Source organism: Streptomyces sp. R-74717, assembly GCF_047305335.1.
Classification (GTDB): Bacteria; Actinomycetota; Actinomycetes; order Streptomycetales; family Streptomycetaceae; genus Streptomyces; species Streptomyces atratus.
This window is the reverse complement of sequence record NZ_CP102361.1, coordinates 6,027,024-6,051,491: the sequence shown is the minus strand read 5'-3', so window position 1 is coordinate 6,051,491 and position 24,468 is coordinate 6,027,024. Positions and strand designations below refer to the sequence as shown.

The 24,468-nt window shown below is 68.7% G+C and carries 23 protein-coding genes and 2 pseudogenes; 15 read left to right on the top strand and 10 right to left on the bottom strand.

The window, feature by feature from the left end; all coding sequences use genetic code 11:
- Positions 1 to 90: 90 nt before the first annotated feature.
- Positions 91 to 1,410, bottom strand: a complete 1,320-nt coding sequence (locus tag NRF20_RS27770; RefSeq protein ID WP_398630917.1) for a peptidoglycan recognition protein — start codon at positions 1,408 to 1,410, stop codon at positions 91 to 93.
- A gap of 137 nt (positions 1,411 to 1,547) precedes the next feature.
- Between NRF20_RS27770 and NRF20_RS27765 the strand changes: the two genes are divergently transcribed.
- The 4 genes from NRF20_RS27765 (at position 1,548) to NRF20_RS27750 (ending at position 7,484) form a co-directional block, all read left to right on the top strand.
- Entirely contained in the window at positions 1,548 to 2,300 is a 753-nt protein-coding gene (locus NRF20_RS27765; protein WP_398630918.1) for a TIGR03089 family protein, read from the top strand.
- 181 nt (positions 2,301 to 2,481) lie between these two features.
- Positions 2,482 to 3,723 carry an LCP family protein gene (locus NRF20_RS27760; RefSeq protein WP_398630919.1) on the top strand — a complete coding sequence of 414 codons (1,242 nt, stop codon included), beginning with the start codon at positions 2,482 to 2,484 and terminating at the stop codon, positions 3,721 to 3,723.
- 223 nt (positions 3,724 to 3,946) lie between these two features.
- On the top strand, positions 3,947 to 5,755 hold the full coding sequence (locus tag NRF20_RS27755) for an LCP family protein (protein WP_413753472.1): 1,809 nt from the start codon (positions 3,947 to 3,949) through the stop codon (positions 5,753 to 5,755).
- Positions 5,756 to 5,804: 49 nt separating this feature from the next.
- Positions 5,805 to 7,484, top strand: coding sequence for an LCP family protein (locus NRF20_RS27750; protein ID WP_413753471.1), 1,680 nt, complete (start codon positions 5,805 to 5,807; stop codon positions 7,482 to 7,484).
- A 68-nt stretch (positions 7,485 to 7,552) separates the two neighbouring features.
- On the opposite strand, the gene NRF20_RS27745 is transcribed toward NRF20_RS27750, so the two are convergent.
- Positions 7,553 to 8,566, bottom strand: coding sequence for a glycosyltransferase family 2 protein (locus tag NRF20_RS27745; RefSeq protein ID WP_413753470.1), 1,014 nt, complete (start codon positions 8,564 to 8,566; stop codon positions 7,553 to 7,555).
- Between the two features lie 277 nt (positions 8,567 to 8,843).
- Here NRF20_RS27745 and NRF20_RS27740 point away from each other — a divergent pair, with 277 nt between their 5' ends.
- Complete coding sequence (locus NRF20_RS27740; protein WP_398631049.1) at positions 8,844 to 10,211, top strand: LCP family protein; 1,368 nt, start codon at positions 8,844 to 8,846, stop codon at positions 10,209 to 10,211.
- Positions 10,212 to 10,229: 18 nt separating this feature from the next.
- Here NRF20_RS27740 and NRF20_RS27735 read toward each other — a convergent pair whose 3' ends face one another.
- The gene (locus NRF20_RS27735; protein WP_114244866.1) at positions 10,230 to 10,778 is read right to left on the bottom strand and encodes an acyl-CoA thioesterase; all 549 of its coding nucleotides are present in this window, start codon (positions 10,776 to 10,778) and stop codon (positions 10,230 to 10,232) included.
- Positions 10,779 to 10,897: 119 nt separating this feature from the next.
- Here NRF20_RS27735 and NRF20_RS27730 point away from each other — a divergent pair, with 119 nt between their 5' ends.
- Positions 10,898 to 12,202, top strand: coding sequence for an LCP family protein (locus NRF20_RS27730; protein WP_398630923.1), 1,305 nt, complete (start codon positions 10,898 to 10,900; stop codon positions 12,200 to 12,202).
- Positions 12,203 to 12,288: 86 nt separating this feature from the next.
- On the opposite strand, the gene NRF20_RS27725 is transcribed toward NRF20_RS27730, so the two are convergent.
- From NRF20_RS27725 to NRF20_RS27710, 4 genes and pseudogenes are all read right to left on the bottom strand, one after another.
- On the bottom strand, positions 12,289 to 13,104 hold the full coding sequence (locus NRF20_RS27725) for a class I SAM-dependent methyltransferase (RefSeq protein ID WP_398630924.1): 816 nt from the start codon (positions 13,102 to 13,104) through the stop codon (positions 12,289 to 12,291).
- Positions 13,101 to 13,577: a hypothetical protein gene (locus NRF20_RS27720; protein ID WP_398630925.1), complete on the bottom strand. Its 477-nt coding sequence runs from the start codon at positions 13,575 to 13,577 to the stop codon at positions 13,101 to 13,103. The genes NRF20_RS27725 and NRF20_RS27720 overlap by 4 nt, the downstream gene beginning before the upstream one ends.
- Before the next feature lie 143 nt (positions 13,578 to 13,720).
- Positions 13,721 to 13,930: a DUF397 domain-containing protein gene (locus NRF20_RS27715; protein WP_398630926.1), complete on the bottom strand. Its 210-nt coding sequence runs from the start codon at positions 13,928 to 13,930 to the stop codon at positions 13,721 to 13,723.
- Positions 13,927 to 14,804 (bottom strand): annotated as a pseudogene (locus NRF20_RS27710) (helix-turn-helix domain-containing protein). Before NRF20_RS27710 ends, NRF20_RS27715 begins: the two are co-directional and overlap by 4 nt.
- 403 nt (positions 14,805 to 15,207) lie before the next feature.
- On the opposite strand from NRF20_RS27710, the gene NRF20_RS27705 reads away from it, so the two are divergent.
- Both NRF20_RS27705 and NRF20_RS27700 read left to right on the top strand, forming a co-directional pair.
- The gene (locus NRF20_RS27705; protein ID WP_413753469.1) at positions 15,208 to 16,170 is read left to right on the top strand and encodes a helix-turn-helix domain-containing protein; all 963 of its coding nucleotides are present in this window, start codon (positions 15,208 to 15,210) and stop codon (positions 16,168 to 16,170) included.
- Positions 16,171 to 16,203: 33 nt separating this feature from the next.
- Positions 16,204 to 17,076, top strand: a complete 873-nt coding sequence (locus NRF20_RS27700) for a hypothetical protein (protein ID WP_398630928.1) — start codon at positions 16,204 to 16,206, stop codon at positions 17,074 to 17,076.
- A 128-nt stretch (positions 17,077 to 17,204) separates the two neighbouring features.
- Here the strand turns inward: NRF20_RS27700 and NRF20_RS27695 are convergent, their stop codons facing one another.
- Positions 17,205 to 17,570, bottom strand: a complete 366-nt coding sequence (locus NRF20_RS27695; RefSeq protein WP_398630929.1) for a DUF4440 domain-containing protein — start codon at positions 17,568 to 17,570, stop codon at positions 17,205 to 17,207.
- Positions 17,571 to 17,906: 336 nt separating this feature from the next.
- Between NRF20_RS27695 and NRF20_RS27690 the strand changes: the two genes are divergently transcribed.
- The 5 genes and pseudogenes from NRF20_RS27690 to NRF20_RS27670 all read left to right on the top strand — a co-directional run bounded on the left by NRF20_RS27690 (position 17,907) and on the right by NRF20_RS27670 (position 20,520).
- A complete protein-coding gene (locus tag NRF20_RS27690) occupies positions 17,907 to 18,458 on the top strand; it encodes a hypothetical protein (RefSeq protein ID WP_413753468.1) in 552 nt (183 codons plus the stop codon).
- A 163-nt stretch (positions 18,459 to 18,621) separates the two neighbouring features.
- The gene (locus NRF20_RS27685) at positions 18,622 to 18,798 is read left to right on the top strand and encodes a hypothetical protein (protein ID WP_413754710.1); all 177 of its coding nucleotides are present in this window, start codon (positions 18,622 to 18,624) and stop codon (positions 18,796 to 18,798) included.
- 59 nt (positions 18,799 to 18,857) lie between these two features.
- Positions 18,858 to 19,209, top strand: a pseudogene (locus tag NRF20_RS27680) (IS630 family transposase); the annotation flags it as partial.
- Positions 19,210 to 19,566: 357 nt separating this feature from the next.
- Entirely contained in the window at positions 19,567 to 19,950 is a 384-nt protein-coding gene (locus NRF20_RS27675) for a nuclear transport factor 2 family protein (protein ID WP_413753467.1), read from the top strand.
- 210 nt (positions 19,951 to 20,160) lie between these two features.
- Positions 20,161 to 20,520 (top strand): hypothetical protein, encoded by a 360-nt coding sequence (locus NRF20_RS27670; RefSeq protein WP_413753466.1) that lies wholly within the window; start codon positions 20,161 to 20,163, stop codon positions 20,518 to 20,520.
- A 247-nt stretch (positions 20,521 to 20,767) separates the two neighbouring features.
- Here NRF20_RS27670 and NRF20_RS27665 read toward each other — a convergent pair whose 3' ends face one another.
- Positions 20,768 to 21,925 carry an acyl-CoA dehydrogenase family protein gene (locus NRF20_RS27665; RefSeq protein WP_329835172.1) on the bottom strand — a complete coding sequence of 386 codons (1,158 nt, stop codon included), beginning with the start codon at positions 21,923 to 21,925 and terminating at the stop codon, positions 20,768 to 20,770.
- Positions 21,926 to 22,124: 199 nt separating this feature from the next.
- Between NRF20_RS27665 and NRF20_RS27660 the strand changes: the two genes are divergently transcribed.
- Complete coding sequence (locus NRF20_RS27660; protein WP_266361080.1) at positions 22,125 to 23,468, top strand: UDP-glucose dehydrogenase family protein; 1,344 nt, start codon at positions 22,125 to 22,127, stop codon at positions 23,466 to 23,468.
- Positions 23,469 to 23,491: 23 nt separating this feature from the next.
- Here NRF20_RS27660 and NRF20_RS27655 read toward each other — a convergent pair whose 3' ends face one another.
- Positions 23,492 to 24,004 carry a CGNR zinc finger domain-containing protein gene (locus tag NRF20_RS27655; protein ID WP_398630932.1) on the bottom strand — a complete coding sequence of 171 codons (513 nt, stop codon included), beginning with the start codon at positions 24,002 to 24,004 and terminating at the stop codon, positions 23,492 to 23,494.
- A 95-nt stretch (positions 24,005 to 24,099) separates the two neighbouring features.
- On the opposite strand from NRF20_RS27655, the gene NRF20_RS27650 reads away from it, so the two are divergent.
- Positions 24,100 to 24,459 (top strand): VOC family protein, encoded by a 360-nt coding sequence (locus tag NRF20_RS27650; RefSeq protein WP_266361078.1) that lies wholly within the window; start codon positions 24,100 to 24,102, stop codon positions 24,457 to 24,459.
- Positions 24,460 to 24,468 lie beyond the last annotated feature (9 nt).

The following is a 24,468-nucleotide window of genomic DNA, read 5'->3' as shown; positions in this document are numbered from 1 at the left end:
GGTTTCGGCTGGCCAGTGTATGCAAGCCGGTCCGGTCGTCCCCGGTCAGCAGCTCGCAGCGGTCCGCAGCAGCCTTCCGCGGTGTGCCGTTCAGCGGCCCTGCAGATGGGCGGAGCTGGTCCGGGCCGAGCCGAGCTTCTTGTAGAGACGCGCTCCGGGACATTCGGTTGCGAAGCCGTCCCGATGGCCGGAGATGACGTTGAGTTTGACCTTCTTTCCCTTCTTGAACTTGTTCCCGCCGCCCGAGACGAGTGTGGTCTTGCCCTGCGGGTTGGCTCCGAACAGGCCGAGCTTCCATGCGGTGAGCTTCGCGATGGCGTTCACCGCGGCGGCGGGCGGGTTCGAACTGGTGAAGGTTCCGAGCACCGCGATGCCTGTGCTGTTGCTGTTGAAGCCGCGCGTGTGCGCGCCCAGGACGGCCTTCGTCACGCCTCCGGCCCGTCCTTCGTAGATGTTTCCGCACTTGTCGACGGCGAAGTTGTAGCCGATGTCGCGCCAGCCGCCGCTCTTGACGTGGTAGCGGTAGATGCCTCGCAGGACGGAGGGCGCCTGGGTGCACTTGTAGTTGTTGCCCGTGGCGCTGTGGTGGATGAACGCGGCCTTGACGCTCTTGGTGTACACGAAGGCGCGCTCCCTGAGCTTCTCGTCGGCTCCCCAGCCCTTGCGGGTGATGATGCGCGGCCGGGGTCCGATGTACGGCTGGGCGCCGGGCGCGAGTCCGGCCTCCGCCTCGCTGCGTGCCTCGGTCTCCGCCTTGCTCAGGGCGGGGAGCACGCGCCCGTCGAGCGGTGTGGTCCGGTCGTCGCCGGTATCCCCGGCCTCGGGGCCCGCCGCGGGGAGCGGCTGCGGGTCCTTACCGGGGTCGACGAGTTCGAGGCGCAGACCGGTGGGCAGCGGTACCGCGGGGGCATTCCGGTCCTGCGGGTCGGTGGATTCCGCTCGTACGCGGACCGCGACGCCGTCCGATGCGCCCACCCAGAGCGGTGCGGTGGAGCCCCGGACGGTCCCGGACTCGCGCTCGGCGCTCCCTGGGTCCGCGGCGTGCTCGGCGTTGTGCGTCTCCAGGTCCTGCCAGTCCGACCAGCGGGTGGTGCCGATGGCACGGGTGCGGACCTGGACGGTGCCGTGGAGCTCGGCGTCCACGTCGTCCCAGACGACGCCGACCATGGAGAAGGGACGGGCCTCGTGCCCGGACAGCCCCTGTTCGGCGGTCCGGGTGGGTTCGCCGGTGGCCCGGCCGGACGGTGCCGGCAGCGGCGACAGCGGCAGGGACTGCGTCGAGCCCGGCACATCGGGGGGCTCGGCGGGGGCGGTGTGGGTGTCGGGGACGGCGCCCGCGGGCACGGCCAACGGCAGTACGAGAACGGCCGCACAGGTGACACCGATCGAGAATGCAAGGAAGGCACGCATACGAACGATCCTGGGCACATTCCGACAACTCCGGCTACCGGGGTGTCTCCGCACAATTGACGGGCCGTCTGCCGAACCGGTGTACCCGGCGCCCGTCGACCCCACCCGGCCCGGCACCGCCGCGTACCCTTGCGCGGATGAACGCCACCGACCGCACCCCCGCCGACCTGCTGCGTTCCGCGCTTGCCGCGGACCCGGCCCGCCCCTTGGTCACTTTCTACGACGACGCCACCGGAGAACGCGTCGAACTGTCGGTGGCCACCTTCGCCAATTGGGTGGCCAAGACCGCCAACCTTCTGCAGGGCGACCTCGCCGCGGAACCCGGCGACCGGCTCGCCCTTCTGCTGCCCGCGCACTGGCAGTCCGCGGTCTGGCTGCTCGCCTGTTCCTCGGTCGGCGTGGTCGCCGATGTGCAGGGCGACCCGGCCGGCGCCGACCTCGTCGTCAGCGGCCCGGACACATTGGAGGCCGCGCACGCCTGCCGCGGCGAGCGGGTCGCCCTGGCGCTGCGCCCGCTGGGCGGCAGGTTCCCGCAGGCACCTGAGGGTTTTGCGGACTACGCGGTCGAGGTGCCGAGCCAGGGCGACCGGTTCGCCCCGTTCGCACCCGTGGACCCGGACGCCCCCGCGCTGGCGGTGGGCGGTGTCGAGCTGACGGCGGCGCAACTGTTGGCGCGGGCCCGCGAGGATGCGGACGCTCTCGGCCTGACCGCCGGGTCCCGGCTGCTGACGGGACGTACGTACGACACCTGGGAAGGCCTGAGCGCGGGGCTGTTCGCGCCGCTGGCGGCCGGGGGGTCCGTGGTCCTGTGCCGGCATCTGGGGCAGCTGGGCGAGGACGGTCTGGCGAAGCGCGTCGAGAGTGAACGGGTCACCAACACCGCGGTATGACAAGCGCCCTGAGGACCACTCGTCCGGCCCATACCGGGTCGAGCCCTCAGGGCTGCGCTTCAACTCCGGTACATGATCGGCGGTACAGGCCACTCGGGACACAACCAAGCGTGAGGTTCAGCCGTCTACTCCTGCGACCGGCGGCCCAGCGCGCCGCCGAACGTGAAGGATGGACGCAGACGTGAGCGAAAGCGCCGGCCCGCCGGACGAATCCGACGACTCGGCTGCAGGCGGGGGCAAGTCCCAGGCCGGGGACGGCTCCGACGCCACCCCGGAGCCCCTCGCCGGGCACAGACGCCACTGGCCGCGCTGGACCGCGCTCGGAGTCTCGTTCGTGGTCCTGGCCTCCGCGGGCGTCGGCTGGTGGCTGTACCGGAAGCTCGACGGAAACATCAGGACCGACACCTCGGCGGCAGCCGAACTGAAGGTGTACGAGCGGGAGCGGCCCGCCTCCGTGGTGCACGACGCGGAGAACATTCTGCTCATCGGCTCCGACAGCCGGGCCGGTGACAACCGCAAGTACGGTCGTGACGACGGTGGCAGCCAGCGCTCGGACACCACGATCCTGCTGCACCTCGCCGCGGACCGGAAGAGCGTCACAGCGATGTCCCTGCCACGCGATCTGATGGTGGAGATCCCGGTCTGCCACAAAGCGGACGGTACGGCCACGAAGAAACAATTCGCCCAGTTCAACTGGGCCTTCGAGTTCGGTGGCACCGCCTGCACGACCCGTACGGTCGAGAAGTTGACCGGCGTCCGGATAGACCACCAGATGGTCGTCGACTTCAACGGCTTCAAGGACATGGTCGACGCCGTGCACGGCGTCGAGGTCTGCCTCAAGAAGCCGGTCGATGACGCCGACGCCCATCTGAAGCTCCCCGCCGGGCGCCAGAAGCTCAACGGTGAGCAGGCGCTGGGGTACGTACGGGCCCGCAAGTCCATCGGCAACGGCAGCGACACCGAACGGATGGACCGCCAGCAGCAGTTCCTGGGCGCGCTGGTGAACAAGGTGCAGAGCAACGGCGTCCTGCTCAATCCGACCCGTCTCTACCCGGTGCTGGACGCGGCCACCAAGACGCTGACCACGGACCCGGGTCTGGACAGCCTCAAGGACCTGTACGAGCTGGTGCGCGGCCTGCGCGAGGTACCGACCGACAAGGTGCAGTTCCTGACCGTGCCCCGGCAGCCGTACGCCGCCGACCCGAACCGGGACGAACTCGTCCAGCCCGACGCGAAACGTCTTTTCAAGCGGCTACGTGAGGACACTCCGGTCGCCGTGGTCCCGGCGGACCGGCTCAAGGGTGACGACGAGAAGAACAACAGGAAAAACAATGCCGCGACCGATACACCGGACGCTTCGGGACCGAGTCCCACACCGACCTATTCGGGCAACAACGCGGCGGCCGACCTGTGCAAGCAGTAAAGCAATTCCCAAGCAGAAGCCGGTGATCGGCGTGTAATGAGCAGAATGACCAGTTGTAAGGACCGTGGAATTTGTCACGCTCGTCGCTCGACGCCGAACCGGGCCGATAGTGTGACGCGATCCGGTGCTTCCGGCCGCCAGGCCGCGCACTTCTGGAGCGAAAGATCGAGCGCCTGATCGGGGGAGGCGCCTCGCGTGGCACCGACGGAGGACTCAAGAAACCGTGGATGCGCAAAGCCGTGGGCGGGCGGATGAAATCGACCCCGCAGACCAGTGGGTTCTCAACCCGCACACCGGCGATTACGAACTGCGACTGAATAATTCCGGAGCGGATTCGGCCGGCACTTCCCAGTCGTCCGGTCCGCGTATTCCCCATCGCAGAGGACCTGTCCGTGACGGTGGCGGCGAGCGCAGAGGCACGGCCCGTGACGGCAGTGGCGAGCGGCAGCGTCCGGCCCGTGACGGGCACGGGTCCGCCCCGCGCCGCGAGGTTCCGGGACAGCGCAGCCGCCGTTCGGCCAACGACCCGCACGGCCAGGCGGGTTCCGGTCACGGCGAGACGGCGGGCCGCCGCAGCCGCAAGGCCCCCAAGGCGCGCCGCAAGAAGGCGTTGCTGTGGACGGGCGGCACGATGGCCTTCGTACTGGTCGGCCTGTCGGTGGGCGGATACGCGCTCTACCAGCACTTCGACGGCAACCTGAACACCGTTGACGTCGGCAGCGCCGGCAACAAGAACGTCGTCAACGCCGACGCCCCGGTCAACATATTGATCATCGGGACCGACAAGCGCACCGGTAAGGGCAACGAGGGATACGGCGACAAGGGCAGCGTGGGCCACGCCGACACCAACATCCTCTTCCACGTCTCCAAGGACCGCACCAACGCGACGGCGCTCAGCATCCCCCGCGACATGATCACCGACATCCCGGACTGCACCGCCAAGCAGCCGGACGGCTCGGAGAAGGTCATTCCGGGGACACAGAACGTCCGCTTCAACGAAAGCCTCGGCCAGGACGGCCGCAACCCGGGCTGCACCATGCAAACGGTCGAGGAGATCACCGGCCTGAAGCCCGACCACTTCATGATGGTCGACTTCAACGCGGTGAAGGAGTTGTCCACCGCGGTCGGCGGCGTCAAGGTCTGTCTGGCCAAGCCGGTCAAGGACAAGGACTCGCATCTGGACCTGTCGGAGGGTGAGCACCGGATACAGGGAGAAGACGCCCTGGCGTTCGTACGGACCCGGCACAGCTTCGGCAACGAGAGCGACCTGGACCGGATCAAGGTCCAGCAGCAGTTCATCGCCTCGATGATCCGGCAGATACAGTCGGACGACACCCTGACCAGCCCGACCAAGCTGTACAAGCTGGCGGACGCGGCGACCAAGGCGCTCACGGTCGACCGGGGCATCGGCTCGGTGACGAAGCTGACCTCGCTGGCCCAGGAACTCGGCAAGGTCAACACGAAGAACATCACCTTCGTCACTGTGCCGGTGAAGGACAACCCGGCCGAGAAGGTGAGGGCCACGGTCGTGCTGGACACGGCCAAGGCCGACCCGCTGTTCGCCATGATGCGCAAGGACACCTCGCTGACCGAGGTGAAGTCGCAGAAGAAGGCCGCGAAGAGCAAGCAGGACGCACTCCTCAAGGGCTCCAAGGCCGCCGCGGCCGATATACGTGTCGATGTGTTCAACGGCGGCAAGATCGCCGGTGGCGCGCAGAAGACCGTCGACTGGCTGCAGAACAGCCAGGGCGTGCTCAAGTCCACGAACAAGGCCAACGCCCCGGCGAAGATCGACAAGACGACGCTGGAGTACGCGCCGAACCAGGCGGACCAGGCCCGCGCGCTGGCCGCCATGATGGGCCTGCCCGGCTCCGCCATGAAGAAGGGCACCACGGACGCCGAGGGGCTCCAGGCGATGGTGCTGACGCTGGGCGCCGACTTCGAGGGCGCGGGCGTTCCCATCACGGGACCGGCAAAGGTACCGGCGGACATTCAGCAAGCAAACGCCGACAAGGCAGAGTGCGCCAAGTGACACCGGGTCACTGCGCCAAACCACGAGTCTGAGCAGCAGGGGGGTCCTGGTGGGACGGAGCAGTACGCCTGGGGAGGGGACGCGACCACGCGTCCGGCACGCCGGCCAACTCGGCTGGGACGACGGGCTATACGAGGACGCCCCGGAGAAGGGTCCGGACTCCGGCGCGTCCGGCGGACGGTCCGCCCCGGCGGACAGCGGCCGTCGGCGCGGCGGCCCCAAGCGGCACGGCAAGAAGGGCAAGCGCCGGGTGCTGCGCTGGGTCGCTGCGGTTCTCGCGCTGTTCATACTCGGCGGCGCGGGCGCCGGATACCTCTATTACGAGCACCTCAACGGAAACCTCAAGAAGGAGGACCTGACGCTCGGCGACAAGCCCATGGCCGATCACAAGGCCAATGCCGCCGGTCAGACCCCGCTGAACATCCTGCTCATCGGCTCGGACGCGCGGAACTCCAAGGAGAACCAGAAGCTCGGCGGGGCCAAGGACACCTTCGGGGCGCCGCCGCTGGCCGATGTGCAGATGCTGCTCCATCTCTCCGCCGACCGCAGCAACATGTCGGTGATCAGCATGCCGCGCGACACACTGCTGAAGATCCCGAAGTGCACCGACCCGAAGACGAAGCACGTCTACCCCGCGACCACGGGCCTGGCGATGACCAACGAGACGCTCGGCCGCGGCGGCCCCGGATGCACCGTGGCCACCTGGTACGAGCTCACCGGCATCACCATCGACCACTTCATGATGATCGACTTCGCCGGTGTGGTCTCGATGGCCGACGCGATCGGCGGCGTCCCCGTCTGTGTCAAGGGCAACGTCTACTCCCACACGAGCACCGGCAAGGGCTCCGGGCTGAAGCTGGAGAAGGGCACCACGAAGATCAAGGGCAAGCAGGCCCTCCAGTGGCTGCGCACCCGCTACGGCTTCGAGGACGGCACCGACCTCGGCCGCACCCACGCCCAGCACATGTACATGAACTCGATGGTCCGTGAGCTGCGCAAGGGCACCAAGCTCACCGACCCGGGCAAGCTGACGGACCTCGCCGAGGCGGCGACCAACGCGCTGACGGTCGACAAGGGCGACAAGGGCCTCGGCAGCGTCACGAAGCTGTACAACCTCGCGGAGGAGCTCAAGAAGCCGCCCACCAAGCGCATCACGATGACGACCATGCCGAACGTCTACGGAACGGGCGTGAACAAGGGCCGGGTGCTCCCCAAGCCCGTCGAAGCCGATCAGCTGTTCCAGATGGTCCGCGACGACATCCCGCTCGACGGCAAGGCGTCCAAGCGCAAGGCCCCGGCCGCCAAGAAGCCCACGGCGTCCCCCGCCGAGATCCCGGTGACCGTCCGCAACGGAACGCGTACCGACACCGAGTACCCGGTCAAGGGCCGTGCCTCGGCGGTCAAGGAGCTGCTGGCCGGGAAGGGCTTCACCCAGGCCACGATCGACACGCAGAACACCGAGGTGGCGAAGCGGACCGGGATCCTCTTCCCCACCGTGGACATGGAGGGCAACGCCCAGGCGGTCGCCAAGGCGCTCGGCATCCCGCTGTCGGCGGTGAAGAAGTCGACCGACGTCTCGGGCATCACGCTGGCCGTGGGTGCCGACTGGCGCGAGGACGGTGACTATCACGCGCCCTCGGCCGAGGAGAAGACCCCGGAGAGCGCACGGGCGCTGAACGGCGACGACGAGACGGCCTGCATGGACGTCCAGCCGGGCTTCGGCTGGTAGGTATCGGGACACGACGCACCGCGGGGGCCCTCCAGCACATCGGAGGGCCCCCGCGGTGTTTGTGGTGCTCAGACGGTCATGGCCGGGCGCCGGCTGGCGATGACCTTCTTCGCCAGCGAGCGCGGGCTGGTCAGGAAGCCGTACCCCCACGACATGTGCATGGTCGCGAGGGCCACCGGAATCTGCGCCCGCGCCTTCAGCGACAGGCCCTTGCCCGCCGGGACGGACCCGGCGACGATCGCCGCGGCGTACCCGGCGGGGACGACGAACGCCCACGGGGTGAGCGCCGCACCGACCACGATGCCCGCCGCGATAGCGCAGACGGCGGTGGGCGGCGCCAGGTAGCGCAGATTGATCGAGCCGGAGTGGTAGCGGGCGACGACGTGCCGCCAGCGGCCGTAGTCCTTGTACTGCTTGGCGAGCGCCTTGATGGAGGGCCGCGGCCGGTACTGCACCTTCAGCTCGGGCGAGAACCAGATCAGACCGCCCGCCTCGCGGATGCGGAAGTTCAGCTCCCAGTCCTGGGCGCGGATGAACTCCACGTTGTAGCCGTCCGCCTTCTCCAGGGCCTCACGGCGGAACACGCCAAGATATACGGTCTCCGCAGGGCCTGCCTGGCCGCCGGTGTGGAAGGCCGCGTTGCCGACGCCGATCTTCGACGTCATGGCCGCGGCCACGGCGTCCTCCCAGGCGTTCTCGCCCTCGGCGTGCATGATGCCGCCGACGTTCTGCGCACCGGTCTCCTCCAGGAGGCGGACGGCGGTCGCGATGTAGTTCGGCGAGAGCATGCCGTGACCGTCGACCCGCACGACTACGGGGTGGCGGGAGGCCTTGATCGCGGCGTTGAGGGCGGCGGGGGTGCGGCCGGTCGGGTTCGGGACGGTGTGGACCCGGGGGTCCTCGCGTACCAGCTCCGCGGCGATCTCGTCCGTACGGTCCGTGGAGGGGCCCAGCGCGATCACCACCTCCATCTCACCTGCGTACTCCTGCTCCAGGATGTGCCGGACGGAGTTCCTGAGATGGCGTTCCTCATTGAGCACCGGCATGATCACGGAGACGGCGGGGTGCTGCGCGGCAGACATGGTGGTCCTCGGGTGGTCCTCGGGGGCGCCAGGGGTTCGCACCCCACCAGGCGGCGTTATTCGGCCGCCACGTTACCGCGAATGGGGGACACCGGCGCGCGCCACCGGGTTGCTTCGCGGACTGCAGATCGTATGGGCCTACTGTGCGAACGATCCCCCCTGCACCGCGGAGGTTCCCCCCGTGCCCACGCCGCACCCCTCCCCCCGTTCGCCGCGCTCCCGCCCGGTTCCGCCGCGGCGCAGGTCCAGAAAGCAGGGCGGACGGCCGCGCTGGGGCATGCGGGTGGTGACCGGCATTTCCGTGCTGGTGCTCGGGGCCGGCGGCATCGGCCATGCGGTGGTGACCAGCCTGGAGACCGGGATCGACCGGATCGACCCGTTCAAGGACATGAAGAACCGGCCCCGGGCCGGCTATGGCACGAATCTGCTGCTCGTGGGCACCGACGGCCGCGACAGGATCACCCGGGAGGAGAAGAAGAAGTACCGGCTGGGCGGCGTGCCCTGCAACTGCACCGACACGGTCATGCTGGTGCATCTGTCGGCGGACAAGGAGCGCGCGAGCGTCGTCTCGCTGCCGCGGGACAGCTATGCCGAGATCCCCGAGCACAAGGACCGGAGCACCGGCCGGATCCGCGCCGCCCACCCGGTGAAACTGAACGCCGCCTACGCCGAGGGCGGGCCCGGTCTGACCGTGCGGACCGTCGAGCACATGACCGGCATCAAGATCGACCACTACCTGGAGGTCGACTTCACCAGCTTCATGAAGACGGTGGACACCCTGGGCGGGGTGCAGATCTGCACGGCCCGGCCGCTGAAGGACTCGTACACCGGTCTCGTTCTCCCGGCGGGCACCCATCATCTGGACGGCGGACAGGCGCTCCAGTACGTGCGCTCCCGGCATATCGACGGGGCCTCCGACCTGGGCCGGATGCAGCGCCAGCAGAAGTTCCTCGCCTCGCTGATCAAGCAGGCGACCCGCAGCGGTGTGCTGCTGAATCCGGTGAAGTTCCGGGACGTCGCCTCGACGATGCTGAGGTCGGTCCGGGCCGACAAGGGGTTCGGCACGGAGCAGATGCTGGAGCTCGGCCAGGCGATGCGCGGCTTCTCCCCCGCCTCGTCCGAGTTCGCCTCCGTCCCGATGGGGAACGTCGCCTACCCGGTCAAAGGCGTCGGCACCACGGTCAGGTGGGACGAGCGGAAGTCGAAGAAGCTCTTCCAGGCACTGCGTGACGACCGGCCGCTCGCTCCGGAGCGGCCCGAGCAGCCGAAGGACGCGACGAAGGTCGGTGTCGCCCCGCGGCAGATCCGGGTCCAGGTCTACAACGGGACCTCGAAGGACGGGCTCGGCAAGACGGTCGACGACGCGCTGCACGCCACCGGTTTCAACACCACACGGGCCCCGCTGAACGGGGATCCGCAGAATCTCAAGCGCACCCTGATCACCTACGACCCGCGCTGGGACCTGTCCGCGAAGTCCCTGGCCGTGGCACTGCCCGGGGCCGAGCTACGGGCGGTACAGGGACAGGGCCCCACGATGAAGGTGACGGCGGGCCCGGACTTCGAGAAGGTGCAGCGGGTGCGGGCCGAGGTGACGAACCGGGGCGAGTTCGGCACGGTCACGGGCGATCAGGAGGTCTGCCCGTGACCGCGGGTATGTCGGAGCTCAGTCCTCTATGCCGTCCGCCGCGCGCTTCTCGCGCAGTTCCTTGATCGCGCGGCGCCTGGCGAGGCGGTGGGTGCGCCGGATCTGGGCCTCCTGGTAGCGCCGCTTGTCGCGCTCCGTCTCCGGGATCACGTGCGGTACGGGGCGCGGCTTGCCGTCCGCGTCGACCGCGGCGAACACCAGATACGCGCTGCCGACCTGCTGGGCGGGGGTGGATTCGTTCCACCGCTCGGCCATGACCCGGACGCCGACCTCCATCGAGGAGCGGCCCGTCCAGTTCACCTGGGCACGGACGTGAACAAGGTCACCCACGCGGACCGGCTCCAGGAAGACCATCTCGTCCATCGAGGCCGTCACCGCGGGTCCGCCGGAGTGCCGGCCGGCCACGGCGCCCGCCGCGTCGTCGACCAGTTTCATGATCACTCCACCGTGCACCGTGCCCAGCAGGTTGGTGTCGCTGCCGGTCATGATGTGGCTGAGGGTGGTCCGGGAAGCGGCGGTCGGCTTGCCCGGAATATCGCCCTCCGGGCGCGGGGCCTGATCTGTCATACCGTCCACCTTATGCGGGGGCTTACGCCCGGCAGCAATGCATCAGCTTCGCAACAGCCCTGATGCGATTTCCCGCACCCCCTGTAAGAGCAGGGCGCCCGGCCTGCACACTGGACCGCATGAACGATTGGCCCGAGGGCTGGACCGACGACAACCGCAGCGGCAACCGCTACGGGCAGGGCAGTGACAGCGACCGGCCCGAGGGCGCCCGTGTGATGCGGCATGTCCAGCGGCCTCCCGCACCGCCGCAGCAGCGCCCCGCACCGCCCCGGCAACGGCAGCCGGAGCCGCCGCAGTACGCCGGCGGCTACGACAACAACGCAGGGTACGACAACGGTTACAACACGGGCCAGGTCTACGGCGGCGGTGGCAACGGCGGCGGCCGGGGCAACGGCTACGGTGACGACGGCCGGGGTGACGGCGGTTACGTCCAGGGGCGTCCGGCGCCCGACTGGCGCCGCCGAATAAAGATCGGCGCGCTGTCCCTGGTCGTCGTGGTGCTCGCGGTCTCCATCGGCACCTACTTCTGGGCCGACTCCAAGCTCAAGCGCGAGGTGGACCTCTCCAAGGTCATCGAGCGGCCGAAGGCCGGTGACGGCACCAACTACCTGATCGTCGGCTCCGACAGCCGCGCGGGCATGACCGCCGAGGACAAGAAGAAGCTCCACACCGGCTCCGCCGAGGGCAAGCGGACCGACTCGATGATGATCCTGCACGACGGGTCGAACGGGCCGACGCTGGTCTCCCTGCCGCGTGACTCGAACGTCGAGATCCCCTCGTACAAGGGCTCCGACTCCGGCAAGCTCTACCCGGCCCGCGGCCGGTTCACCAAGCTGAACGCCGCGTACGCCGAGGACGGGCCCGAACTCCTCGTCCGTACCGTCGAGTTCAACACCGGGCTGCACATCGACCACTACGTCGAGATCGGCTTCGGCGGCTTCGCCCAGATCGTGGACGCGATCGGCGGGGTGGAGCTGGACATCCCCAAGGCGTTCAAGGACAAGAAGTCCGGCGCCGACTTCAAGGCGGGCAAGCAGACGCTGAACGGCGAGCAGTCGCTGGCCTTCGTCCGCACCCGGTACGCCTTCGCGGGCAGCGACCTGGACCGTACGAAGAACCAGCAGAAGTTCCTCGCGGCGTTGGCGAGCCAGACGGCGACACCGTCCACGATCCTCAACCCGTTCAAGCTGTACCCGACGATGGGCGCCGGTCTCGACACTCTGATCGTCGACAAGGACATGTCGCTGTGGAACCTGGGCAACATGTTCTTCGCGATGAAGGGCGTCACGGGCGGTGACGGCACGTCGATGAACATGCCGATCTCGGGCTCCACCGGCGGCAATCTGGTCTGGGACAAGGCCAAGGTCAAGCAGTTGGTGCAGCAGCTCAACAACGACGAGAAGGTCACCGTCTCCGACAACTGACGGCAGACGATGCAGGGCCCGGACGGTTCGCCGTCCGGGCCCTGCTCCATGTCGGGCGCGGGCGGGGATCCGGCCCGCCCGCGCCGTCACCCTCCCGGCCTGCTCCCCCGGGCCAGCAACGCCACATGCGGGAGCGCCAACCGGCCGTCGTCCGCCGCGAATTCGGTGCACAGGGCGTCGTACTCCCGCTTGGCCGCGGCCACCCCCGCCGGCCCCCGGCTGTTGACCAGCTGCCCGATCGCGGCCACGCCGGCGGCCGGCCCGGCCCACCAGTCCTCCGCCCCGACGCGGTGGTCCCAGGCCATTACCTCGCTCCGCACGTCCCCGAGGCCGACCGTCTCCAGCAGCCCGCCCAGCCCTTCCCGGGTGCGCGGAAAGTTGTGCTCGGGGTCGACGGCGGCCAGCCACTGCGGCCGGGTCAGCCCCGCCGCCTCGGCGGCCCGCCCGATCAGCGCCTGCCCGGGAGTGCCCGGCACCCGCCAGATCGTGACGGCTACCCGGCCACCGGGACGGGTGATCCGGCGCAGCTCGGCCAGGGCATCCAGCGGACGGCCGACGTGATTGAGCACGAAGTTCGCCACGACGGCATCGAACTCGCCGTCTTCATAAGGAAGTTCCGGAAGCGCCCCGCACCGGACATCGACCCCGGGCGCGGCATGCCGAGTCATCTCCACCATTCCGGGTTCGGCGTCCACGGCCCGTACGAGCGCACCGCGCCCGAGGGCCGCCGCCGTCACGCTGCCGCTGCCGCACCCCACATCGAGCACCCTTGTCCCGGGCCCGACCCCGGCGGCATCCAGCAGCGCGGGCACCGTATGGGCGCAGAGCCGGGCGAAGGTCCGGGCGTAGCTCTCGGCCCGTCCGTCCCAGATCCGCCGCTCGCTCACGTCGAACGCGGTCATCGCACGCCTCCCGCGAGCCCCTGCGGCTCGACCTCGTCCAGGTCCTCGTACAGCGCGTCCAGAATCCGCCCCGTGGGCTCGCCCTGCGGTGTCAGCTCGGCCAGGCACCAGCCGGGGAGCTTCTGCTCGACCTCAGGCGGAAGGTCGCCGTCGGCCGGGTCTGCCAGTCCGTAGAGAAGGCCGAACGCGGTCTCCTTCGCCACCTCGCGGGCTATCTCCCCCAGGTCGCCGGGGGTCAGACCGAGGGCCAGTGCCCGTTCGACGGCGCCGCCCGCGAGTCCGTCCTTCCGGTAGGCCTCGACCCAGTCGGGGGCCGCCGTGGTCCACCCGTCGATGTCCTGCCAGACCATGCGCAGGAACCGGTAGCGGGCGAGCTGCGGAATGTTCTCCTCGGCCTCGGAGTCGGCCCAGCCCTCGGCGTCGTCGGCGCCGAGCGCGGTGAACAGGCCGGTGAGCTTGTCGATGTCGGTCATGGAAGGGGAAGGTACGCCATGGCGCCCGCCGCATCGATCAGGTGCGGCCTCCGTCCCGCCGCTGCACGCTGCGGGTGACGGTGCCTCATCCGTCCGTCGCGGGGCGCATCTTCTTGGGCTCGGGGGCACGAGTGCGTGTGGGATCAGTGCCCGGCGGCGTACGAGACGAAGCCCGCCCAAGCACCTGACGCGAAAGCGAGCCGAGGCCCCTGCAAGTTCTTGGAGTCGCGCACGAGCACCGCGCCTGGGGTGCACGCGACCTCGATGCAGTCGTTGCCGTCGCCACTGCTGCTGTAACTGCTCTTGAACCACTCCAGCTCGGAAGCGTCCCCGGCAGAGGGCTTGTTGATCATGTCTCTCCCAGAACTTGCTCGATGAAAGCCAGCGACTCCCGTGGCGTAAGGGCCTGGGCCCGGATCATCCCATAGCGCAACCCAAGGATCCTGAGCTGCTTCGGGTCGGAGACCGGGCGTCCGCTGAACGCGCCCTCGGAACGCCCCACCGCACTGCCGTCGGGGAACTTCAGCACCTCGATCAGTCCGCCCGTCCCAGGATGTTCCTCGCGGTTGGTCGGCATCACTTGGATCGCCACATTCCGCAACTGCCCTACTTCCAAAAGGCGTTCGAGTTGTCGGCGCAACACCATTTTGCCTCCGACCGGACGGCGAAGCGTCACCTCCTCCTGGACAAAACTCAGCGACGGGAGGGGATCTCGATCGAAGATGGATCGTCGGCCATACGAGCGGCCACCACGCGGTCCATCTCGTCCAGCGTGTAGGCGGGCAGCCACGACGCAAACAGGGCGCGCATGTGCTCCTCGGTCTGCAACAGGCCGTTGATGTTGTGGTGGTGATACGCCTCCAGTTCGACGACCTTGGCCTCCAGCTTTGCCAGATCCCGCACCTTCTTCGGGTACCGGACCTCCGCCACATCCCGCTTCATCGCCGCGAGCTTCCCGCCCGCACCGAGCACCTCGTCCGCCCGGTCCAGGAACTCCGGACGAGGGATACGCCGGCCGCCCTCCACCTTGTAGACCAGGTCCTCCCCGTACCCGATCGCAGCCCCGAACTCACCGGCCCGCAGCCCCGCGGACTCCCGCCACGCCTTGATCTGACGGCCCACCGCAGCGACCACCGCCACCCCCGATTCGTCGTCGGGATCGACGTCCCAGCCGGGCTCGTCCGCTCCGCCGTCCCCGCGCTCCGCACCGGTCCCATCCACGCTCATCCGTGCCCCACTTCCGACGTGCATGTCGTTCTTGCTCAACCCCTGGTGTCCCCAACACGTCACCCCGGGCAGCCGGGACAGCACTGGACAAGCACGGGACAATCAACTCGACCGCGTACCGTGACCGCTTCACCGGGTCGCGGAGGCCCACGACCCGGTAAGCCACGTCGCCGCGTTCCACGACGCATAAAGCTTTAAAGAACCTGGGGAAATCACCCTCCCCACCCAAACCCGACCCCACCCTGCCCCGTCACTCGCGCGGGTGACATAGGGCAACTGGGCTGGATTTCATACGGGTTGGCTGGCATATGCTCGCCGCGACAACTGCAGACATGCGACGGCCCCCGACGAGATTGCAGTCTCGACCGAGGGCCTGACCACCGAGGAAGTACGGAGCTTCCCGATGGGTACCCAGCAGATTACCGCGCCCCCGTGCGCCCTGTCCCCCGCACCCGGGGACGCCACACCGTCATCCGGTGTCATCCACATCAACGTCCGGCACGTCGCAGGCTTCACCGTCATCGGCAACCACCTCGCCCAGCACCGCGGACTCTCCCTCGCCGCGATCGGGCTCGCCGCCCACATCCAGTCGCTCCCCGCCGGAGCCAGGATCGGCATCAAGCGCCTCGCCGAACGCTTCCCCGAGAGCGAAACCCGCATCGCCGCCGCCCTGCGCGAACTCGAAGCCACCGGCTACCTGCACCGCAGCCGCGTACGCCTCCCCGACGGCCGCATCGTCACCCGCACCATCTCCTACAACCAGCCAGGCGCAGCCCCTCAGCCCCGAACGGTTCCCAGCGAGCCGGCCCCGCTGCCCACACCACCGCCACCGCCACGCGTAACCGCTCCCGAACCGCACCCCGCTCCGGCCCCCGCACCACCCCCGCCACCCACGCCGCAGCCACAGCCCGCCCCCGTCCTCGTACCGACCCCCACCGCGCGCACATCGCCGCCTCCGCCGCTCCCACAGCCGCAGGAGCTCACGCCGGAGCTTCAGCGCGTGGCCACCGCGCTCCTCGCCGACCTGCGCCGCCACACACCCCAACTCACCCTCGCCGAGAACGACATCCACGCCCTCGCCCCCGGCGTCGCCACCTGGCTCGAACGCGACGCCCACCCCGACACCATCCGCCACGCCCTCACCACCAACCTCCCGAACCTCCTGAAGCACCCAGCCAAGCTTCTGCGCCACCGCATCACGGCGCTCCTGCCACCGCCGCTGCCGGGAGCCCAGGACCTCGGACCCGCACGCCCTGGCGTCATCGTCATCCCGCTCCAGAACTGCGACCACTGCGACCGCGCCTTCCGCTCCCGCCACCCCGGCCACTGCCGCGACTGCCGCACCGAACTGCACACAGCCGCCTGACCGAAACATCACCCGCAACCCGAACGGACCTGCATGGTCAGCTCGCCGCACGAGGCAATGCACCGCATCTTCCAGGAGTTCCCCGGCCTCTTCTCCCGCGTCTCCGAGGTGCTCGGAGTCGACATCCCACCACCCACCTCAGCCACCGCGCTGCCCACCGACCTCACCCAAGCCCGTCCCGTCGAACGCCGGGTGGATACCCTCCTGCGCATCGAGACAGAGCATGACGAGCCCTTCCTCCTCGCCATCGAAGCCCAGGGCAAGAAGGACCCACGCAAGACCGTCAGCTGGCCGTACTACGTCAGCTATCTCCACAACAGATATGGGCTGCCCATCCTGTTGCTGGTCGTCTGCCAGGACCACGCCACCGCCGAATGGGCCGCACGCCCCATCTCCATCGGCCTCCGCCAGTGGCAGACGTTCGCCCTGTATCCCCTCGTCGCGGGCCCGCACAACATGCCTGTCATCACCGATGTGGCCGAAGCCCGCAGGGACCTCGCACTCACCACCCTGGCCGCCATCACACACGCCGACAATCCGGACGTCGGTGCCATACTGAAAACCCTGTCCGCCGCACTGCGGGACACACCGGAAGCAATCGCCGACCCCATCGTCGAACTCACCGCACAAGGCCTGGGCAACCGCCCGGCCGCACAACAGTGGAGGAATCTGGTGGCCGTGGACCTCTCTTTCTACAAGTCCTTCATGTCGGAAGAAATCCGAGACGAAGGCCGGGCAAAGGGCCGAGCAGAAAGCCTCTTGCTGGTCCTCGAAGCACGCGGCATCGCCATCACCGACGGGATCCGCGAGAAGATCGACACCTGCGACGACCCCCAGCTCCTGCGCCAATGGCTCAACCGCGCCGCCACCGCCGCCACCGCCGAGGAAGTCTTCGCCGAGGAGTAGCCCCGCCCCGGTGGCTCACGGTGACTGCGCCCCTCCTGCCCGCATGCCCGCATACCGTTCACGGCTCCCCGCACGTCCGAGGGCCGGAGCAGGACGCGGGCCGCGGTGCGTCGGGGCCGTCACCGGACCTAGCTCGTCAAAGTGCCCTGATGGAAGTACATGCGCCAGCCCGCTTCCGTCAGACGCCACACGGAGCTCCGCCATGCTCGGCGCCCGCTGTGGTCGGCGAAGTACGTCAGATGAACGATGCCGGGAGCGAGTACGGCCCCCGACATATCGCTGACCTTGACCGGAGCTTCGGGGGCCACCGAACCGTCACTCGTCACCGTGAGAATCGACGTCACGTCCCAGCGCCGCCCCGACGCTCCGATTTCGAGGAACTCCGGGTCCAGGAGCTCCGAGACCAGGGCCGACGAAGCACGCACGGCAGGGTCGAGAAGCCGCATCTCTGCCTCAATGGCCGCTTGAACGGCCCGCTCACTCTCGTCTGCCATGCGCGAACCCTACGGACGTTCCTCGTCACGTCACAGCGAATTCTTCACGCAACGCAAGCAGCGACACCGGCCATGACGTGCTCTCCCGTCAACACGTATGGCTGAGTTGATCACCAACTGCCTCCAGCGTCCGTTGCCAATGAATCCAGCCCGCTTGTCACTGAACCCAGTCGTCGGCAGATCTCAGCAAGCACGGACGGACTTTGCTGCGCACATCGTCTCGAAGTCTGACGGTCGGTCCGCCTTGCGGCGCGGTCACGTGGGCCAGGCGTCGGCACAGCGGACCACCCGGAGCAGGCGCAGAGGCTGATGGAACACGATGGGTGGGGCGGCAGGATGAGTCGCATGAGCACTCCGGACGCCGCCACGACCGTGAACTCCGTTGCACCGCCGCCCCGTTGGGCGGTCTGGGCCGCACATCTGACCACCTTGGTCGTACTGCCGAGCGGGCTGTGGCGGATGGTCCTGGTGCTCGGCTATCCGGCCGGCTACCTGGACGAGAGCTTCGCGGACTTCGAGACGCTCGGCGCGAAGGTCTGGATGCTGACGCTGAGCGTGGTCTGCGAGCTTCTCGCCTTCCTGACGATTGGTCTGGTGCGGCCCTGGGGCGAAGTCGTGCCGCGCTGGATTCCGCTGATCGGAGGACGCGCCGTCCGCCCGATGGCCGCCGTCGTCCCAGCCGCCGTCGGCGCAGTGGCACTGACCGTGATGTGGGCCAATGTTCCCTGGTGGTGGACGTACCCGCACGATGACATGACGGACACCGGCGACCTCGTGATCGGCATCCTCTACCAACCGCTGGTCCTGTGGGGCCCCCTGCTCGCCGCCGTCATCGTCTCCTACTACCGCCGTCACCGCTCCCCGCGCAGCCGGGTCACGGCGTCTTGAAACAACGCCCTGTTTGAGAACCTTTCCCCCGTGTCGGTCGACTGGGTTTGATGACAAGCGGGCTGGATTCATTGGCAACGGACATCCGGAACCCGTGCACAAGTGCTGTCGCCAGACGTGAACGAAGCCGACCTCGGCCGCCCGCAGCAGCCTGCACGCCGAGGTGATAGCCACCGATCGGCACATCGCACTGCTGGGCAGCTCCAGCCTCACCGGCCGCGCCCTCATCGACAACGTGGAGATCGGCGTCATCCTGCGCGACACGAGGACAGTCGGCCGGCTGGTCGACCACCTGCACCGGCTCACGGGCCCGGAGGCCCGTTATCCGCGGCACGGCTGACTCATCTCGCGCGGTCTCTTGGCTGCCTGCACACGTCTGGTGTCCGCTGTCATTCAATCTCACGCCGCAGGCGGCGGGCGACCTACAACCGCTACGGCGGGGTGCGGCACCTGTTCGCCGCCCTGGACCTGTCCAAGGACAAGCTCTACGGCCACATCGAACCAGTCAAGAAGCGGACGCGATTCCTGGAGTTCTGCCGCTACCTGCGCAGCCTCCATCCGGACGAACTCCTCCTGGCTCAACCGCATCGAGGCCCAGTTCACGGCCCTGCGCCACTTCACCCTCGACGGCACCGACCATGCCGACCACAAGGAACAGGGCAGCGTGATCCGCCGCTACATCATCTGGCGCAACCGCCGTGCCGGCGACCGGCGCCTACGCGCCGTCGTGGACAGGGCAAACGTTGCCTGATCCGGCACTGGCCTCGATCTTTCGTGACGGGCCGTCAGGCGAACCGACGGGCCGTCACATAGGATCGAGGCCAAGCAGCGCAGAAGGTACGACTCGGCCCCATGCCGCGGAAGCGTTCTCACCTGAACGTGTCGCCGGACTGGGTACCAAGCATTTCCACGCATCACGAGTTGTCCGATCTTGATCCGCAGCTGCCCTGAAGCCGAGTCGCTGCGTTGGGCGGTCTGCGCTGTCACCGTCGCCCATTACGTTCAACGGCCCAGCGTCCTGGGAGGAAGCCTCGAAGCGTTCCCAGGTCCCCGGATCGCTCCGGCCGCCTGCAGAAGGGACAATGCGATGGATCCTGATATCCGGACCATGGCCGCACTCGAGGAACACTGGCGGGCATCGGAACGTGGGGATACCGAAGCCGAGCACGCCATCTACGCTGTGGACGCGATCCTCGACTACCCCCAGTCAGGTGAACGATTCCGGGGCCGCGTCGCGATTTCGGCGCAACGTGGCGGGCACCCTGCCAGTCGGCACTTCACCGTCCACCGGATCGTTGGCAGCGGGGATCTGTGGGTGAACGAGTGTGTCATCACGTACGACGGGGTGCCCACCTACTCAGTGAGCATTATGGAATTTGCCCACGGGCATGTGGTGCACGAGACGCAGTACTTCGCGGACGCCTTCGGTGCGCCTGAATGGCGGACAGCACTCGCGGAGCCAATGCCGGGCAGGAATATCGCCAGGGCTTGACCCAGGGCCAGTAGTGCTTGGTCAGGTTGGTATCGCCATGGGTATGTCGCGGTGGCAGGTGGGGCAGGCGCCGGTCCAGACTGCGAGGAGTGACTGCATCTCGCTGACGACCTGGTAGAGGCTCAGGCCGGCGCCGCTTCTTTTGGGGTTTGGGCCAGTCGCTGGAGTGTGCAGAAGGGGGAGTTCGACGTGACCGCGTAGGGAGTCGTCATGAAACAGTGCCCCGGGTGCGGTGGCAGCGTGGAGAGCGACCCGGAGCACTCCGGGGTGATGCGCTGCATGGCGTGCTGGGAAGTGGTGGCACTGCCCGCTGAGCGGTCCTGCCCGGGCCACCGGCCGACGCTCAACTCCGCGCTGCGGACACTGGAACAGTTCCGCGGCCTGCGACGCTGCCTCGCGGTCTGCCGCATGGCCGAGCCCACCCGAGGCGACACGATCGGGCCCGCCCCTCCCAGCCAGGGCATGCGTGAGGTCGTGATCAAACGCGCCGACCCGGATCGCCCTCCGGGTGGATCCGGTAGGAAGACGGTGCTGAGCAGCGCGGGCGCGCGGCCATCGCCACGATGCTGACGCCGGGCGCCGACGACCCCACCGAAGGACAGACAGAGGTGGCCTGACAGGGCCCACGCGAACGGCCCCCGGCGCGATGCCGGGGGCCGTGGTGTTTGTGCAGGTCAGGGGTTGCCCAGGGCCCAGTGTCAGCCCAGGATTTCCCCAGCATGACGCCCATGATCAGCCCGAAGCGGTCCCGAACGGACCGGAAGCCGATCACCGCCCGCGAGCCATCAGAAATGGCCGCTGACCTGCGAAAACCCTGCTACGGCAGGTTGCGCGCCATGACGATGCGCTGCACCTGATTCGTGCCTTCATAAATCTGCGTGATCTTCGCGTCGCGCATCATCCGCTCCACCGGGTAGTCCCGCGTGTAGCCGTAGCCGCCGAGCAGCTGGACCGCGTCCGTGGTGATCTCCATCGCGGCGTCGGAGGCGAAGCACTTGGCCGCGGCGCCGAAGAAGGTGAGGTCGCCGTCGAGGCGCTCGGACTTGGCGGCGGCCGAGTAGGTGAGCTGGCGGGCCGCCTCCAGCTTCATCGCCATGTCGGCGAGCATGAACTGGACGCCCTGGAAGTCGCCGATCGGCTTGCCGAACTGCTTGCGCTCCTGGACGTAGCCCTTGGCGTAGTCGAGTGCGCCCTGCGCGATACCGAGGGCCTGGGCCGCGATCGTGATGCGAGTGTGGTCCAGGGTCTTCATCGCGGTGGCGAAGCCGGTGCCCTCCTCGCCGATGATGCGGTCGGCGGGGATACGGACGTTGTCGAAGTAGACCTCGCGGGTCGGGGAGCCCTTGATGCCGAGCTTCTTCTCCGGGGCGCCGAAGGAGACGCCCTCGTCCGACTTCTCGACGACGAAGGCGGAGATGCCCTTGGAGCGCTTGGTCGGGTCGGTGACGGCCATGACCGTGTAGTACTCGGAGACGCCCGCGTTGGTGATCCAGCGCTTCACACCGTTGAGGACCCAGAAGTCGCCGTCGCGCACGGCCCTGGTCTTCATGCCCGCCGCGTCGGAACCCGCATCGGGCTCGGAGAGGCAGTACGAGAACATGCCGTCGCCCTTGGCGAGCGGGCCCAGGTACTTCTTCTTCAGGTCCTCGGAGCCGGAGAGGACCACGGGGAGCGAGCCGAGCTTGTTCACGGCCGGGATGAGAGAGGAGGAGGCGCAGACACGGGCCACCTCCTCGATCACGATGACCGTGGCGAGGGCGTCGGCGCCCGCGCCGCCGTACTCCTCGGGCACGTGCACCGCGTGCAGGTCCGCGGCAGTCAGGGCGTCCAGCGCCTCCTGCGGGAAGCGCGCCTCCTCGTCGACCGCTGCCGCGTACGGGGCGATCTTCGCCTCGGCGAGCGCACGTACCGTCTCGCGGAGCATCTCGTGCTCCTCGGCCGGACGGTACAGGTCGAAATCGGTCGAACCCGCCAAGACGCTCACTCCCCAAAGATGCTAACTACCGTTAAGTAACCCGATTTTAGAGCTCCGCTCCCGCGATGGCCTATGCAATGCGTGCGTGAGCTTCGCGACAGGGGTGGGAGAAGCTGCGCAGGCAGCCGGAAACCGGGCCTCCAGAGGCACGACTATGCTCGTTCACCGCACGTCTGTCCGCATCTCCCAGGAGCACTACATGGCCCTCAGGATCACTGTGATCGGCACCGGCTACCTCGGCGCCACCCACGCCGCGGCCATGGCGGAACTGGGCTTCGAAGTGCTCGGCCTCGATGTCGTGCCCGAGAAGATCGAGATGCTGAGCACCGGCAAGGTCCCGATGTACGAGCCGGGCCTCGAAGAGCTGCTCCGCAAGCATGTGGAGGGCATCGAGGGAGCCACCGGACGGCTGCGGTTCACCACCTCGTGGGAAGAGGTGGCGGCCTTCGGCGATGTGCACTTCGTCTGCGTGAACACTCCGCAGAAGCACGGCGAGTACGCCTGTGACATGAGCTACGTCGACAGCGCCTTCGAGTCGCTGGCACCGCATCTGACCCGGCCCGCTCTGGTCGTCGGGAAGTCGACCGTGCCGGTGGGTTCGGCGGCCCGGCTCGCGGCGCGGCTGGCGGAGCTGGCGCCGGTGGGTGCGGAGGCGGAGCTGGCCTGGAACCCGGAGTTCCTGCGCGAGGGCTTCGCCGTGAAGGACACCCTGCACCCGGACCGGATCGTCGTCGGCGTGGCGAGCGAGCGGGCCGAGAAGCTGCTGCGCGAGGTGTACGCGGTGCCGGTCGCCGAGGGGTCGCCGTTCGTGGTGACGGACTTCCCGACCGCCGAGCTGGTGAAGACCGCGGCCAATTCCTTCCTGGCCACGAAGATCTCGTTCATCAACGCCATGGCTGAGGTCTGCGAGGCCGCCGACGGCGATGTGAAGAAGCTGGCCGAGGCGATCGGGCACGACGAGCGGATCGGGTCCAAGTTCCTGCGGGCCGGGATCGGCTTCGGCGGCGGCTGTCTGCCGAAGGACATCCGGGCCTTCATGGCGCGCGCCGGTGAGCTGGGCGCGGACCAGGCGCTGACCTTCCTCCGCGAGGTCGACTCGATCAATATGCGGCGCCGCGGCCACATGGTGGAGCTGGCCCGGGAGGCCGTGGGCGGCGATTCGTTCCTCGGCAAGCGGGTGGCGGTCCTGGGTGCGACGTTCAAGCCGGACTCGGACGACGTACGGGACTCACCGGCGCTGAACGTGGCCGGGCAGATACACCTGCAGGGCGGCCAGGTCACGGTCTTCGACCCGAAGGGCATGGACAACGCCCGGCGGCTCTTCCCGACCCTCGGATACGCGGACTCGGCGCTGGACGCGGTGCGCGGCGCGGATGTGGTGCTGCATCTGACGGAGTGGCGCGAGTTCCGCGAGCTGGACCCGGCGGCGCTCGGCGAGGTCGTGTCCCGCCGGATCATCCTGGACGGCCGGAACGCGCTCGACAGCGAACTGTGGCGCGAGGCCGGCTGGACGTACCGGGCGATGGGGCGCCCGAAGGCCTGACGTATCCGGTCTTCGGACCGGTCTCAGCCGCGCTTCGCGCGGTAGGTGCGCATTTTGGCGCGGGCACCGCACACCGACATGGAGCACCAGCGGCGGCGCCCCGCCGGGCTGCGGTCGTAATAGGCCCATTGGCAGTCCTCGGCCTCGCACGCCTTGAGCCGGGCCCAGGTGCCGTCGGCCGCCGCGGTGGCGATGGCCGCTGCGACACGGGCGGTCAGACCGGCCGGTTCGGCGGCGGGCCGCAGTGAAGCGGCGCCCGCCGCGTCGACGGTGACGCGCAGGGGCGCTTCGGCGAGGAGCCGGTCGAGCGGGGGCGCTGCGGAGCCGTCCGGCGGGCGGTGGCCGGCATGGGCGAGGCAGGCGGTGCGGAGCGCCTCGCGCAGAACGCGGGCGTCCGGAACGTCCGGCTCGGCGAGAGAGAAGGCGGCGCGCCCGCCCGCCGTATCGAGAGTGTCCGCACCGGTCTCGATGTCCAGTGTGTTGACCAGGGCCTCGATCAGCGCGAGTCCACCGGGCGCGGAATCCTTCTCATTCACGGTTGCGACGTTACCTCTATTGCGGCAGCATGCAGTAACGGTTACCCATTGGGACGCCTTAGCGGTAACCATCCCTGCCTGAAGGAGGAAGTGTCATGGCCGTCGCCACACTGGGTGCCGTCGTTCTGGACTGCCCCGACCCCGCTGCGCTCGCCGGGTTCTACGCCGGGCTGCTCGGCGGAAAGGTCGAGGACCACGAGGGCTGGGTGGAGCTGACCGGCGGCGCGGCCGTGCCGCTCGCGTTCCAGGCCGCGCCCGGTTTCGTGCCGCCGCGGTGGCCGGGCCCGGACGGCTCGCAGCAGCTCCATCTGGATCTGACCGTGCCGGATCTGGACGCGGCGGAGCGGGAGGTGCTTGCGCTGGGTGCGGCCGTGCTGGATGCGGAGGACCGGGAGCGGAGTTTCCGGGTGTACGCGGATCCTGCGGGGCACCCGTTCTGTCTGTGTGCGGGTTAGAAAACGTGC